The organism is Mucilaginibacter psychrotolerans (genome assembly GCF_004519315.1).
GTDB classification, from domain to species: Bacteria; Bacteroidota; Bacteroidia; order Sphingobacteriales; family Sphingobacteriaceae; genus Mucilaginibacter; species Mucilaginibacter psychrotolerans.
In genome coordinates, this window is the sequence record NZ_SOZE01000001.1 from 108,075 (window position 1) to 121,568 (window position 13,494).

Sequence of the window (13,494 nt, forward strand, 5' to 3'; positions counted from 1 at the left end):
TCTTATGGCTGTTTAGCTTAAAAAAAGGCCGGCCTTCAGTTTTACCTGAGGGCCGGCCTTTTTAGTAGATAATGTTATTGCCGCTTATTTTACCGGTACGATATCAATAATAACGGTACGGTTGTAAAAACGTTCTTCGGGTAGATTATTATCGAAAGGTGCATTGCCTGCATCTTCACCAAAGCCAAGCGTTTCGAATTTTACATTCGTTTTGCCTGCTTTGTTTAAAGCTGCTTCTATAACCCGTTGTACATCATGTGCGCGGTCTCGTGATAACTGCATATTATATGCATCGTTACCAATAACATCCGTATGCCCATGTATAATTACGGTAGACCCATCTGCTATCGATGCCGCTACGATATCCGTAAGGAATTTGTCATAGGCATTAGTAGCGTCGGATTTGTTGAAATCATACAGGATGCTGTAACGCAGGCCAACGGTAGGTGCTTCCTCCTGGCGTACCAGTTGCAGCGTGCTTTCTTTGCGTATCGGGAAACCTTTACGTGTTTCGCCGGTCATCACCAGTTTGTAATTGCCCGATGCATTGCTGCCTAATATACTTGCAGCCGGGATACTCTCCTGATCGCGGGTGTATGGCCCGTAATGTTGCGCGATACCTTTATCGTCTGTAACATCAACCGACCATGATTTAAGCAATTGGCTTGCGCTATCGATGTTCATTACCACCTGGCTATCCATTGGGTTTGTTTGCGTGGTGTTTATCTGCACTGGCCTCATCATGCCTCCGCCAACTTCCATCAGCAATTGTGGCGATTCGCTGGTGATATCAACCCTGCGGTCGCCTGCACGCAGCAATACCAGTTCTTTAGTGCCGCCTGGTTGCTCAGATGGGATAACCGGTTTGGTACGGCCCACAGTAGTAATCCTTGCGCCATCTATACCGAATGCGGTAACTAAGTATTGTTTAACATTTTCGGCCAGTAAGGTACCTTCCGAACGTCCGGCACGAGATGCACCGGTAAGCGTAATGGTAGCCTCGGGGTTGGCACGTAGCCTGTCGCCCGTAATGTTCAATAAGTTATGGTAAACGTTCAATTGCCTTGCGCTACGGCCCGTCATATCAGTGGTTGCGTCCTGCAATTGGGTTTCTTTAAAGCTGGCCGCCTGCTCGCTTGTTAAGGTAATATAACGCGGCGACAGTTGGGTGGAGCCTTCATCAAAGAACACCGATGCGCGCAACGGCAATGTTTCGCTTACCCTGCGTTTCAACGGCGCGGCTAATGGTGCCCTCACGTTGAATACAAAATCGTGCTGCGCGGCAGGGGGAGGGGTTACTTCGGTGATGATTTTTGTTGCCTTGCCAAATTTAAGCGCTATGCCTGCACGTACGGTGCTGATGTTCCAGCTTTCAATACTGCGTGGATCTTGCCCGAAGTAGGGGTGGTAAGAAACAAAGGGAGATATACTCACTTTATTAACGTTTGCTGCCGACGAGGTCATGATATCGTAACCAAGCCCTACCTGGCCCGAAACAAGCGATTTACGTATAGCGCTGAACTGGCTGTTGGTATTGGGTTGTTTAAGCTGGGTGTAAGCAAAATCGCTGTTTACGTTAAAGGCAACACGCGGGCCTGCAAAAAAGTATAAACCCGAAGCGCCGCCTAAGCGTAGGCTGGGCTCTATGGCTATATAGCTGGCACCTGTGCCCAGGGTAGCGGGGCAGTTGCAGGGGGCAACCACATCTTTAAACTTACCACCGCGGCCATCATAGGCTACATTCAGCATAAGGCCTACAACACTTTTGGGGCGGTATTCCATCAGTATAGAACCGTATGGCCGCACACCATTGCCTTTATGAAAAGCGGTAGGCGTTGTTAAAGTATTGGTTAAGTGCTGGGTTGTGCCGTTATAAATGTTAAAGTTGGCTGCGCCCGATACGCCAAACCACCAGGTAGGTTGCGTGGTTTGCGCCTTAGCCGTTGTGCCGGCCATGATTACCACCAGCAAAAAAATGATGGCTTTTGGGATGATTTTATTTATGGGTAACATAAGATTTCTTTTTAAAGGTTATTACGTACGGTTTGGTAGTGCCCCCGAAGGGGCTGATACCTATTGTTTTGTTGATTAATTAGACGGAACGTTTATGGTAGTGTTTACCATGGTAACCGACGCTACCAATGATATTGCACGGCCATTCAATACCGTTTGTACCGCATTACCAGCCGTAGAGAAAGTAACACCTGCCGATGAGATGATGGTACCCGTCATGATACCGCCGCCAGCTGCGTTAATAGTAGCTGCGCTGCCAACGTACCAGAACACGTTTTTAGCCTGGCCGCCGTTAATCAGGCTTACACTGCGCGCACCTTCCGGGCCCGCTATGCCAACCGTAAGCCCTGCTGCCGTTTGGAATATCCAGGTAGCGTTAGGGTCGCCTTTGGCATCAAGCACCAGGTTGCCATTGGTTATTTTGAAGGTACCGGCGGCCGATTTGTAAACGCCTGGTGCCAGGGTTAAACCACCCAGCTCGCCGGCGCCGGGGTCTATGCCGCCCGGTTTTGAGGCTGGTGATATGCTGTTATAAGCTACCGTTGCATCTAAAAGCCCTTGTTGGGCAATGGCAAAAGAAGTTGCCGTGCCAGGTGCTGGTGGTGCAGTATAAATTCTGCCGGTAACGTTCCCTGTATTAAGGGGCGTTTCGGTATAAATATCACCCGAAGTACCATCATGGAAACCTGTTATTAATGTTGCAGCGGCGGTTGTTCCAATGCTACCATTGTTAATTACCGTATTTAAGCCCTGGTTGGTAATGCCCGCATTACCTCCAAATGCACCAAACAAAGCTGCCGTGCCTAATGCCGGTGGTATGATAACCACTATTGGCGCAAAATTCGCCGTGATGTTTTTATTGGCGTTCATGGTAACGGTCAATGGGTTGTTTGAACCTGATGCATCGCCGCTCCATGAGGTAAAGCTGTAACCCGGATTAGCAGTTGCGGTTACCGATACATTGGTGCCCGAGTTATATGCGCCCGAACCTGTAGTTGACCCACCCGCTGCGGGGCTGGAGTTCAGTACCAGCGCAAACTGCGATGCCGGTATGGCCAGGAAGTGCGCGATAAGCGTGCGGTTAGCCGTTAATACAAATTGATAGCTGGAGCTTGTAGATGCTACGTTGCCGTTATCCGTCCAGTTTACAAAGGTGTAGCCGTTGTTAGGATTGGCACTCACGGTTACCGTGCTACCCGCATTAAAAGCACCGGAGCCGTTGGTGGTGCCTCCTGCTACCGGTAACGATGATAATACAATTGCAAACTGGGCCGGGGGTATCAGCATAAAGTTGGCAACTAAAGTTTTGTTGCCCGCCATAGTAAACTGGTAGCTGGAACTTGTAGAAACCACGTTACCGTTTTCGGTAAAGTTTGTAAAGGCATACCCTGTACTTGGCAAAGCTGCAACCGTTACCGTAGAGCCCTGTGCAAATACACCGGCACCCGTAACTGTACCGCCAATGGCCGGGTTAACAGATAAGGTTGTCTGGGGGATGGTGGTAAAGCTCCATACATAATCTGCTACCATGGCAGTACGCAGCGTATCGGTAACGCCGGTGGTAACTGTGCCGTTATAAACCGTAAACGGCAATAAGGGCTGCGCAGGTGTAAATGTATAAACCTTGTTATCAGCGGTGGCCGCAACAGTACCCGTTATCACTGTGGCGCCCTGTTTTATGATGAGGGTTTTATCAGTAATGGTCGACGGTGCCATAGCGGTATTAAATGTTACCGTTATCACTTTTGCCAATACAACGTCTACAGCTTTGTCGGCTGGGTCTGTACTTACTACCACGGGGCAGTCGCCAATAATTTCGCCCTTATAATCGTCTTTTTTGCAGGCTGTAAAAAAGGTAAGGGCTAAAGCCAGCACACCGATCGCCTTGAATATGCCGCAGGAGTTTTTACGCTGAGGCAGTAAAATGCCACCAGCGGTGAAAGTAATTTTTTTGTTCATGTAACTATGTTTATTAGAAATGAGTGCCAGGGTTTTTTTAGCAAAACGCCGGGACGTTACAAACCTACACCAGGCATGGGGCCGGGCTGTTACATAACTTTTTTAAAATGTTCTATAATTCACACATTTGGGGCAATGTATTACTAGTTCAGCACGTCTGTTTGTAGTTAGACGGGGTAACTCCAGTCACTTTTTTAAACTGGGTGGAAAGGTGTGCTACACTACTGTAATGCATCCTCCATGATATTTCTGTTAGGCTGAGCCCTTTATCACAAATGAGTTGTTTTACCCGCTGTATTTTATGATGGATAATAAATTGTTCTATCGTAGTATCCTTTGCTTCAGAGAATACATTGGCCAGATAGGTATAATCATGGCCTAGCTTCTCGCTCAAATGATGAGAGAAATTTATTTTTAGTTCGTCGTGGCGATAATTTATCATTTCTGTTATCGCGTTTACGATATTTTCAACTAAAATGTTCTTCTTATTATCAATTAGTTCTAACCCCGAGCGCATTAGTGCCAGTTTAAATGTTTGGATTTGCTCATCAGAAATCGGCTCGAGTATTTCAACTTTTCCGTGTTCAACCTTGTGCTGGTTTAAGCCGAGTTTTTCCAACTCATACGCTACTACTACCTGGCAGCTCATGCATACCATATTTTTTATGTAAAATATCATTCGGTAGCAGCGTTACAATATAAGTGCCCCGAATAGCGTTTTGCACACCCCGCCTTAGTGCGCTTCTTGCATTAATTTAATATTAAATTAAAAGTGCCCTATCTCTGTCAAAACAAGTATTCCAATTAGGAGTATCTTTAAAGGAATAAAAATTAACTATTAATTTTTTGAAGGAAAATTAATCCAACGATATTTTATTAATAAAAAAAATAATTATGGATAGTATTTAGGATTGCATTAGCGCTTTAACGAATGTACGCCACCTGGCAGAAAGCGCTATCTTCCGATAAAAATCCTTATTTTTAGCCAGTCCCCAATACAAATATTCATGGCAAAACTACACGGCAAAAGTTTAATCGCAACCTTCATTACCCTGCTTATTTTGGCCTCATCGGCCTATGCCCAAAAGCCCAAACCCGATACCGTGACGGCGGGCGTGTACATCACCAGCATCCACGATATTAATTTTAAGGACAAAGAGTATAGTGTAAACCTGTGGTTGTGGCTTAAATACAAAAACAAGAAGTTCGATTTTTTGCATAACCTGGAGGTGCCGCAGGCCAAATCGTACACCACCTCGTTCTCTACCATTGATACCACCGGCGGGCGCGTGTATTTGCTAATGAAGCTGCAATGCGTAATGAAAGATTCCTGGGCGATAGATAACTTTCCATTCGATAAGCAAAAGCTGCGTTTCTCTATCGAAAATTCGCAGTTCGATTCGCACTCGCTGGCATTTAAAGCAGATACGCTGGGCAAGCATTTCGACCCGCGTTTTACCCTGCGGGGTTGGCGCGTTGACAGCCTGGATGTAAAAACGGGTGTAAAAAAATACGAAACCGGATTTGGCGACGAGAGCCTGGCCAAACCACATACCGAGTACAGCAACTTCAGGGTGCGCCTGCAGATTGACCGCGATGCCATGGGCCTGTTCTGGAAAATGTTCCTGGGTATGTACGTGGCTTTTCTTATATCATATATGTGTTTTTACATCCATACGGATAGTATCGATTCGCGTTTTGGCCTTAGTGTAGGCGCGTTGTTCGCAGTAATCGGTAATAAGTATATTATCGATTCTACGCTGCCCGAATCTACTACGTTTACGCTGGTGGATAGCCTGCACGGCGTGACCCTCGGTTTTATCCTAACGGTTATCATCTGCACATCCTACTCCTTGCGGCTGGTAAAGTTGGAGAAACTCGCCCAGGCCAAAAAATTCGATTTCCTTTGCGCGCAGGTTTTGTTGGTAGCTTATCTGTTGATAAATGGCTGGTTGATTTATGGCGCAAACCATGTACCCGTATTAGCCACTATACCTCAGTAAAGGCATCTTCTTTCAACAGAAAGTTTGCAATTTCAAAATAGAACGTGTGTAATTTCAAAATAGAAGTCATGCAATTTCAAAATAAAATGTAACTTTGAATTGAAAAACAGCTGACTATGAATAAATTTATTCAGCGGGAATTGGCCCCTGTAATAAAGACGCAGCAATCTAAATTCCCGGTGCTTGCAATCACCGGCCCCAGGCAGTCGGGTAAAACCACGTTGTTGAAGGAGCTATTCGGCGATTATAAATACCTTTCGTTAGAAAATCCGGATACACGCGCATTTGCGTCAGAAGATCCGGTTGGTTTTTTGAATCAATACAACAGCCAGGTAATATTCGATGAAGTGCAACGCGTGCCTTCCTTATTCTCCTATATACAGGCACGGGTAGATGAATCCGGCCAAATGGGGCAGTTTATATTATCAGGCTCGCAAAACTTCCACCTGCTAACCAGCATAACTCAAACCCTGGCAGGCAGGGTGGCTCTTTTTAAGTTGCTCCCGCTCGATTTTAAAGAACTGAATTCGAATGAGATGCTTGAGAATGATCATCTATCGGCTGCGTTTAAAGGGTTTTATCCCGCCATTTTCGACCGTGATATTAATCCGGTTGTATTTTATGCTAACTACGTTCAAACCTATTTAGAAAAAGACGTTACCGAATTGTTGAATATACGGGATATGCGGCAGTTCCGCACCTTTTTAAGCCTATGTGCAGGTCGGGCAGGCCAATTACTCAATATCAGTGCCCTGGCCAATGAATGCGATATCGCCCAACCCACGGCGAAGGCGTGGTTATCCATATTAGAAAGCAGTTATATCATTTTCCGGTTACAGCCTTATCATCAAAATTTTAACAAACGCCTCGTTAAAACCCCCAAACTTTATTTTTATGATACCGGGCTGCTTTGTCATCTTTTAGGAGTTCGGTCTGCTGATGAACTTGCCGGGAACAGGCTTAAAGGCAATATCTTTGAGAACATGGTGCTCGCCGAATACCAAAAAAAGAACCAGCATCTGTACCTGCACCAGGAATACTTTTTTTGGCAGGATAGTAGCGGGCACGAAGTGGATATGCTGATGAAAAACAGCAACGGGTTTGATGTTTACGAGGTTAAAGCAACGCAAACCGTCACTTCCGCTTTGTTTAAAGAGCTCGACCGTTTTGCTGGTTTGGTTTCGCCTGAAGAAGTAAATAAAACGCTGATTTACGGCGGCTCGGAAAACCAGCAGCGCAGCAACTACCGGGTACTAAGCTGGAAGGATATTAATGATTAACAAGTATATGCAAGCCGGCAAAACATTGTCTAAATTTATAGCTGCTTAGCCTGCATTTTCCGTATATCGTTTAATCAAACAAACATCAATGCCAGTTAACAATAGCCAGTTTTATACTCAATTGCCCGCCAGGCGGATGCCCCTGGGCAATTTGCTTACGAACGAGGCATTGTTTGCAGATGTGCCCGATGACTGGCATATCGTAATTACGGATATCAAAAACTCTACCCGAGCGGTGATGAGTGGCGCGCACGAAAACGTTAATCTTATTGCCACGGGCAGTATCATTGCGGTGCTTAACATCGCCTTTAGCATGAACGTTACGGTGCCTTTCTTTTTCGGCGGCGATGGCGCAACGGTGCTGGTGCCGCCCGATATTATTGACAAGGTGATGCAGGCGCTGGCTGCTTATAAGGTAAGCACGCAGCAGAATTTCGGACTGGAACTTCGTACCGGTACCCTGCCCGTAGCCAAAATATACGCCGATGGCCGTAAACTGCATATTGCCAAATACAGTAGCTCTGCCGTGTTCTCCATCCCCGTGGTGTTGGGCAACGGCATCAACTACGCCGAGCAGATTATTAAAGGTGATGATTATATGCTCTCGAAGGTGATGATTATATGCTCTCGGGCGTAAATACCGATTATGAAGAACCCGACCTTACCGGCATGCAATGCCGCTGGGACCGCATAGCTCCGCCCGAAGATAAAGAAGAGGTAATAAGCCTGCTGGTAGTTGCCCAAGACGGGCACAAGCAATCGGAAGTGTTTAAAGAAGTAATGGAAACCCTGGATAAGCTATACGGCCCGCCCCAAAAACGGCAGCCTATCTCCGTTGCTAAGCTGCAGTTCAAAAGCACCTTCTCTAAACTAAGTACCGAAATGCTGGCCACCATAGGCAAGGTAAAATGGCTGCAACTGCTATGGAAATGGGGGATAGGCTTGTATGGTTACATCTATTTTCGTACCGATAACGGCAAACGCTATCTGCAAAGCCTGGTAGAAATGGCCGATACGCTGGTGATTGATGGCAAGATAAATACGGTGATATCGGGTACGGCTAAGCAGCGTGTGGCCCTGCAAAAAGTTTTAGATAAAATGGAGGCGGATGGTAAACTCATCTACGGGCTGCACATCAGCAGGGCCTCGGTAATGTCGTGTTACGTACGCGATTTAAAAGACGGCCATATCCATTTCGTTGATGGCTCGGAAGGTGGCTACACCCAGGCGGCCAAAATGTTGAAGCGGAAGATTGCGGGGTAACGTCAAACGAAGTGTTTCACTTTCGGCCCAAAAAAGTGTTTCGCTTATTTTTGAAGATATGCCATTAAGTATTTAACTGTAAGTAGTTTAAGTATTTTTCCTAAATGATAGGTGCTGTTTCGCCTGTTTTTTTTAACTAGCTGATTATCAGTTAAAAATTATAAAAAAGTGTTTCATGTGTCTCACGCCCGAGAAGCGAAACACCTGACGTATTTTGCTGATTAACACTGTGATAGGTTTACACTATTGCTCCATCATCTTCATTGCTTCCTTTGCCGCTATCTGCCCGGATATCAATGCCGGTGGTACGCCTGGTCCCGGTACGGTAAGCTGCCCGGTGTATAGCATATTCTTAATATGCTTTGCCCGCATAGCTGGTTTAAAAAAAGCCGTTTGCGATAATGTATTAGCCAGCCCGTAGGCATTGCCTTTAAAGGAATGATAATCGGCTTTAAAATCTTCCATGGCGTAGCTCCGTTTCAGGATGATGGCATTGCGAAGCGGTTGGCCGGTTACTTGCTCAAACCTATCCACCATGATATTAAAGTATTTTTCGCGCAAGGCATCGCTATCTTCCAACCCTGGTGCAAGGGGCATCAGGAAGAAGAGGTTCTCACAACCTTCGGGTGCCGCATCAGCGTCGGTTTTGGAGCTGCAGCACACGTAGAACAGCGGCTTGCTGGGCCATTGCGGGTCGGTATATATCTCTTTGGCGTGCTGTTCAAAGTCTTCGTCAAAAAACAAATTATGATGCTCAATGCCCGGTATTATTTTATTCGTGCCGATATAAAATAACAGGCTCGATGGCGACATGGTGCGGGTATCCCAGTATTTTTCGGTGTAGTTACGGTGGGGCTTGTCTAAGAGATGCTGGTCGGCGTGCTCGTAGTCGGCACCGGTTATCACAAAGTCAGCTTTAAAATCTCCATGCGTGGTTTGGATATTGCTTACTTGTTGATTTATAACTTCAATTTTGGTTACTTCGGTATTAAGCTTGATTTCTACACCATAGCTTTCGGCAATGTTTACCATCGCCTTTACAATCTCGTTCATGCCGCCTATAGGGTACCAGGTGCCAAGAGCCAGATCGGCATAATTCATCATGCTGTACATGGCGGGTGTATCCTTAGGGCGTGCACCTAAAAATAACACGGGGAACTCCAGCAGTTTGATAAGCTTGGGGTTTTTGAAATACTTGCGTACATGGCTGCTCATGCTGGTGAGTAATTGCATGCTGAAGCTTTTGCGTATAAGGTTCCAGTCGATAAACTCGGTGATGGAATGCGAGGGGCGGAAAACATATTCGCCCATGCCCACTTTGTACTTATAGGCGGCCTGTTCTAAAAATAATTTTAACCCTTGGCTGCTGCCGGGTTCTATAGAATCGAAGAGCGACTCCAATTCGCCCATATCAGCGGGCACATCAAGTATGTCATTTTTGCCATAATAAACGCGGTAGCCTGGGTCGAGGCGTTTTAAATCATAGAAATCGGCCGGATTTTTACCGAAAAGCGCGAAGAAATCTTCGAAAACATCGGGCATCCAATACCAGCTTGGGCCCATATCGAATTTAAAGCCATCTTTCTCCCAAACGCGGGCACGGCCGCCGGGCTGGCTGTTTTTTTCTAAGACTGTTACCCGATAACCCTCCTTAGCCAGCACACATGCCGAAGCTAAACCAGCAAAACCTGCCCCTATAATGATAACATGTTTACTTTTCATTCCCATCAAAAGTAAACATTGTGTCAGTCAAAAAAACAATGCAACAATGAATTTGTACTTTTGGACAAGATACAACGTAAATGAACTTATTCGACGAAACGTGTTTTGAATGCAGCAAGCTGATTACCGAGAAATACAGCACCTCGTTCAGCCTTGGTATAAAGGCTTTCGAGAAGCATCTACGCTATCCGGTTTACGCCATATACGGCTTCGTGCGCTATGCCGATGAAATTGTAGATACTTTTTACGAGCATGATCAGCGCCAGCTTATAGCAGATTTCCGAACTGAAACCTTCAAGGCTATCAATGCGGGCATCAGCACCAACCCCGTGCTGCAATCTTTTCAGCAGGTGGTAAACCAATACGGAATAGAACGTGAACTGATAGACGCTTTTCTTACATCCATGATAATGGACCTGGATAAAACTGCGTATGATGAAGGCGGCTATAAAGTGTACATCTACGGCTCAGCCGAAGTGGTGGGTCTAATGTGTCTGCGCGTGTTTTGCGCCAGTGATGGCGGGTTGTACAACCAGCTCATTACCAAGGCTCGCAGTCTCGGCTCAGCTTTTCAGAAGATAAATTTCCTGCGGGATATCAAGGCCGATTACGAAGACCGTGGCCGCACTTATTTCCCCGGCGTAGATTTTGGTAACTTTACCGCGCAGGATAAAACCAATATAGAAGCCGATATCAAAAAAGATTTTGATGAAGCTCTGTTAGGCATAAAGCTCTTGCCTAAATCCGCGCGCCTGGGTGTATATGTGGCCTATGTGTATTATCTGCAATTGTTCAAGAAAATACGTAGCACCCCCGCGGGCATCATCATGCAGAAGCGGGTGCGAATTTCCAATGCACGGAAACTTAGTCTTTTCCTAAAGGCCCGGTTGCACCAAAAAATGAACGTAATATAATGTCGGCAACGTTTATATATAACCCCGTTAAATACTTGCTATTAGTGATGCTGGCGGGGATGCTGATGTCGTTCGGCCCGATGAAAAACGCCGTTGACACACCGCCTGACCTACCTGTTATACGCAAACTGCTGGTAACTGCCCTGGAGAGCAAAAAAACTACCGACTCGCTTTACAACAGCCTTGGCGAAATAAAGGAGCGTTCGGCGCTCATTAACGCCTATATGGGTACACTGGAGGCCCTTAAAGCCAAGCACGCCTGGAACCCGTACAACAAGTTCAAATACCTTAACGATTGCGAAAAGACGTTCAAAAGTGCCGTGACGGCCGACCCACATAATATAGAGATACGCTTTATGCGCTTTTCTATAGAGCATAACGTGCCCAAGTTTTTGGGCTATAACAAAAACCTGGTTGTCGATAGATTAGAGATGGTTAAACAGATAGATGCAAAATACTATGCTTCGGCAGATAAAGTGCTGGTTAAAACCATCATCAAGTTCATGCTCGAATCTAAACGCTGCACCGCCGACGAGCAGAAACGCCTTCACCAACATTTAGCTGCCCTATAGCGTGAAATATACTTACCTCATCATCAATTTGCTTACCGTAATATTCCCCGTGGCCTTGTCTTTCGATAAGCGGGTAGCGTTCGCCAAAAGCTGGAAATATCTTTGGCCGGGGATGGCCATCACCGGGCTGGTGTTTTTGTTTTGGGATGTGCTGTTTACCGTTTATGGCGTGTGGAGTTTCAACGATGCCTACATTACGGGTATTAAATTCATAGGCTTGCCGCTGGAGGAGATATTGTTCTTCCTTACGGTGCCCTTTTCCTGCTTGTTTATCTACGCCTGCCTCAATTATTATGTAAAATGGGAGCCGCCGTTTGTGCTGACTAGGATGATATCCAATCTGCTGATTGGCGCATCGGTATCGTTGCTAGCCTATAACTACACCCGGTTGTACACTGCGGTAACCTTTGGCTTGCTGATTGTTTTGCTGGTAGCCCTGGTTTATTTTTTTAAAGCAGATTGGCTGGGCAGGTTTTACATGGCGTTCTTGGTATCGCTTATCCCTTTCTACATCGTCAACGGCGTACTGACAGCCTGGCCGGTAGTACTATATAACAATGCGCAAAACATGAGCCTGCGCGTGGGCACCATTCCCTTTGAGGATCATTTTTACAGTATGGCCCTGCTGCTGATGAATGTTGCTTTTTTTGAATATTTCAAGTCTCGAAAGACAGCATGAGCGAATTGCCGGTATATACCAAATCGCAACTTGCTTTGCGCAACGGACAGGATAAGCCCCAGATATGGGTGGCATTTAAAGGTGTAATTTACGATGTTACCGAAAGCCGACTTTGGCGCAATGGTAAGCATTACGAGCATTGGGCCGGGCAGGATCTTACCGAAGAACTGGCCGATGCCCCGCATACCGAAACCGTATTCGAGAAGTTTGTGGTAGTGGGGAGATTGGAGTAGGCCCCAACGAAACCACATCGTCATTGCAATGACAAGAGGGCTGGTTGGGTTAGCTAAATATCTTTCGTTATTAACCTACCCCATCAACACAAATATCACCAAACTCCTCGGCCCGTGGGCGCCAAGCACTAAGGATTGCTCAATATCAGCGGTTTTGGATGGGCCGGCGATGAATGCGGCGAAGCCATGGTCGCTGCCCTGTGTGCGTAGGTAAGCAGCATGCATATCGGGTACAATGTCGGTAGATTTAACCACCAGCGCCAGATGTTGGCAGATAAAAGGCAGCACGCGGGTGCCCATTTGTTTTTCGGTAAGCCAAAGGGCGCTATTCTCGGCAACGCCGAATTCCGCCTGCAAAATGGCCAACTCCACATTTTCCATTTCGTGCGGGGCCTTGTTGGCAAACTGGGCCGCATCTTTGGCGATATCCAGCAGTTGGGGCATAGAAGTTAACACCCGCGAGCCGGGGGTAATTACCAGATGTGCTTTCAGCTTGTCGATAGAATCAACCAACACCACCCTGCTACCTACGTTACCGGCAACGGTTGCGAAAGTCTCCAGCAAAGCGCCTTTAGCCTTCGCCTTATCTTCCCAAACGGCAATATCCGGCGCAGCCACCAAAGGCGGCTGGTTACGGCGTACATCGGCTAATATTTTATCGCGGGTGGTCATTTCGATTTCGGATTTATTTTGATTTCGGATTTCTTATCGCTCGCATATTTTACTCACCCTGTCTGCCGACAGGTAGGCGCGACGGCCCGCCATTCGCGGGCGTCGACCCTCTCTGCTGCGCAAAGAGGGTGAGGAAAGAATATCTACGGTAGCGATGGGTTTCAAACCCATCGCTACTTGCTCA

Annotated in this window: 13 protein-coding genes; 8 read left to right on the top strand and 5 right to left on the bottom strand. The window is 46.5% G+C overall.

Translation table 11 applies throughout. The features are described from left to right. Positions 1-84 precede the first annotated feature (84 nt). From E2R66_RS00480 to E2R66_RS00490, 3 genes are all read right to left on the bottom strand, one after another. Entirely contained in the window at positions 85-2,013 is a 1,929-nt protein-coding gene (locus E2R66_RS00480; RefSeq protein ID WP_133230305.1) for an OmpA family protein, read from the bottom strand. Between the two features lie 75 nt (positions 2,014-2,088). Then, positions 2,089-3,972 carry an ice-binding family protein gene (locus tag E2R66_RS00485; RefSeq protein ID WP_158288302.1) on the bottom strand — a complete coding sequence of 628 codons (1,884 nt, stop codon included), beginning with the start codon at positions 3,970-3,972 and terminating at the stop codon, positions 2,089-2,091. Positions 3,973-4,120: 148 nt separating this feature from the next. After that, positions 4,121-4,651 (bottom strand): helix-turn-helix domain-containing protein, encoded by a 531-nt coding sequence (locus E2R66_RS00490; protein ID WP_192901932.1) that lies wholly within the window; start codon positions 4,649-4,651, stop codon positions 4,121-4,123. 328 nt (positions 4,652-4,979) lie between these two features. On the opposite strand from E2R66_RS00490, the gene E2R66_RS00495 reads away from it, so the two are divergent. The 4 genes from E2R66_RS00495 (at position 4,980) to E2R66_RS29065 (ending at position 8,518) form a co-directional block, all read left to right on the top strand. Next, positions 4,980-5,975 (top strand): ligand-gated ion channel, encoded by a 996-nt coding sequence (locus tag E2R66_RS00495; RefSeq protein ID WP_133230309.1) that lies wholly within the window; start codon positions 4,980-4,982, stop codon positions 5,973-5,975. Between the two features lie 116 nt (positions 5,976-6,091). Next, positions 6,092-7,255 (top strand): ATP-binding protein, encoded by a 1,164-nt coding sequence (locus E2R66_RS00500; RefSeq protein WP_133230311.1) that lies wholly within the window; start codon positions 6,092-6,094, stop codon positions 7,253-7,255. A gap of 88 nt (positions 7,256-7,343) precedes the next feature. Further along, positions 7,344-7,892, top strand: coding sequence for a DUF3095 family protein (locus tag E2R66_RS29060; protein ID WP_204985840.1), 549 nt, complete (start codon positions 7,344-7,346; stop codon positions 7,890-7,892). After that, complete coding sequence (locus E2R66_RS29065; RefSeq protein WP_204985841.1) at positions 7,877-8,518, top strand: DUF3095 family protein; 642 nt, start codon at positions 7,877-7,879, stop codon at positions 8,516-8,518. Before E2R66_RS29060 ends, E2R66_RS29065 begins: the two co-directional genes overlap by 16 nt. A 243-nt stretch (positions 8,519-8,761) precedes the next feature. Here the strand turns inward: E2R66_RS29065 and E2R66_RS00510 are convergent, their stop codons facing one another. Then, complete coding sequence (locus tag E2R66_RS00510; RefSeq protein WP_133230313.1) at positions 8,762-10,240, bottom strand: phytoene desaturase family protein; 1,479 nt, start codon at positions 10,238-10,240, stop codon at positions 8,762-8,764. 80 nt (positions 10,241-10,320) lie between these two features. On the opposite strand from E2R66_RS00510, the gene E2R66_RS00515 reads away from it, so the two are divergent. The 4 genes from E2R66_RS00515 to E2R66_RS00530 are packed head-to-tail and all read left to right on the top strand — an operon-like array spanning position 10,321 to position 12,638. Further along, positions 10,321-11,154, top strand: coding sequence for a phytoene/squalene synthase family protein (locus E2R66_RS00515; RefSeq protein ID WP_133230315.1), 834 nt, complete (start codon positions 10,321-10,323; stop codon positions 11,152-11,154). After that, positions 11,154-11,726 (top strand): hypothetical protein, encoded by a 573-nt coding sequence (locus E2R66_RS00520; protein ID WP_133230317.1) that lies wholly within the window; start codon positions 11,154-11,156, stop codon positions 11,724-11,726. The genes E2R66_RS00515 and E2R66_RS00520 overlap by 1 nt, the downstream gene beginning before the upstream one ends. A gap of 1 nt (position 11,727) precedes the next feature. Beyond that, positions 11,728-12,405 (top strand): lycopene cyclase domain-containing protein, encoded by a 678-nt coding sequence (locus E2R66_RS00525; RefSeq protein ID WP_133230319.1) that lies wholly within the window; start codon positions 11,728-11,730, stop codon positions 12,403-12,405. Then, on the top strand, positions 12,402-12,638 hold the full coding sequence (locus tag E2R66_RS00530) for a cytochrome b5 domain-containing protein (RefSeq protein WP_133230321.1): 237 nt from the start codon (positions 12,402-12,404) through the stop codon (positions 12,636-12,638). The genes E2R66_RS00525 and E2R66_RS00530 overlap by 4 nt, the downstream gene beginning before the upstream one ends. A gap of 75 nt (positions 12,639-12,713) precedes the next feature. Here the strand turns inward: E2R66_RS00530 and E2R66_RS00535 are convergent, their stop codons facing one another. Further along, positions 12,714-13,310, bottom strand: a complete 597-nt coding sequence (locus E2R66_RS00535; RefSeq protein WP_133230323.1) for a LutC/YkgG family protein — start codon at positions 13,308-13,310, stop codon at positions 12,714-12,716. Positions 13,311-13,494: the final 184 nt, after the last annotated feature.

Excerpts from the sequence above, each read along its gene's own strand:
- E2R66_RS00490 (WP_192901932.1), bottom strand. The coding sequence starts at position 4,651 with ATGATATTTTACATAAAAAATATGGTATGCATGAGCTGCCAGGTAGTA.
- E2R66_RS00515 (WP_133230315.1), top strand. The coding sequence starts at position 10,321 with ATGAACTTATTCGACGAAACGTGTTTTGAATGCAGCAAGCTGATTACC.
- E2R66_RS00480 (WP_133230305.1), bottom strand. The coding sequence starts at position 2,013 with ATGTTACCCATAAATAAAATCATCCCAAAAGCCATCATTTTTTTGCTG.
- E2R66_RS00535 (WP_133230323.1), bottom strand. The coding sequence starts at position 13,310 with ATGACCACCCGCGATAAAATATTAGCCGATGTACGCCGTAACCAGCCG.
- E2R66_RS00530 (WP_133230321.1), top strand. The coding sequence starts at position 12,402 with ATGAGCGAATTGCCGGTATATACCAAATCGCAACTTGCTTTGCGCAAC.
- E2R66_RS00485 (WP_158288302.1), bottom strand. The coding sequence starts at position 3,972 with ATGAACAAAAAAATTACTTTCACCGCTGGTGGCATTTTACTGCCTCAG.
- E2R66_RS00495 (WP_133230309.1), top strand. The coding sequence starts at position 4,980 with ATGGCAAAACTACACGGCAAAAGTTTAATCGCAACCTTCATTACCCTG.
- E2R66_RS00500 (WP_133230311.1), top strand. The coding sequence starts at position 6,092 with ATGAATAAATTTATTCAGCGGGAATTGGCCCCTGTAATAAAGACGCAG.
- E2R66_RS29060 (WP_204985840.1), top strand. The coding sequence starts at position 7,344 with ATGCCAGTTAACAATAGCCAGTTTTATACTCAATTGCCCGCCAGGCGG.
- E2R66_RS00510 (WP_133230313.1), bottom strand. The coding sequence starts at position 10,240 with ATGAAAAGTAAACATGTTATCATTATAGGGGCAGGTTTTGCTGGTTTA.
- E2R66_RS29065 (WP_204985841.1), top strand. The coding sequence starts at position 7,877 with ATGCTCTCGGGCGTAAATACCGATTATGAAGAACCCGACCTTACCGGC.
- E2R66_RS00520 (WP_133230317.1), top strand. The coding sequence starts at position 11,154 with ATGTCGGCAACGTTTATATATAACCCCGTTAAATACTTGCTATTAGTG.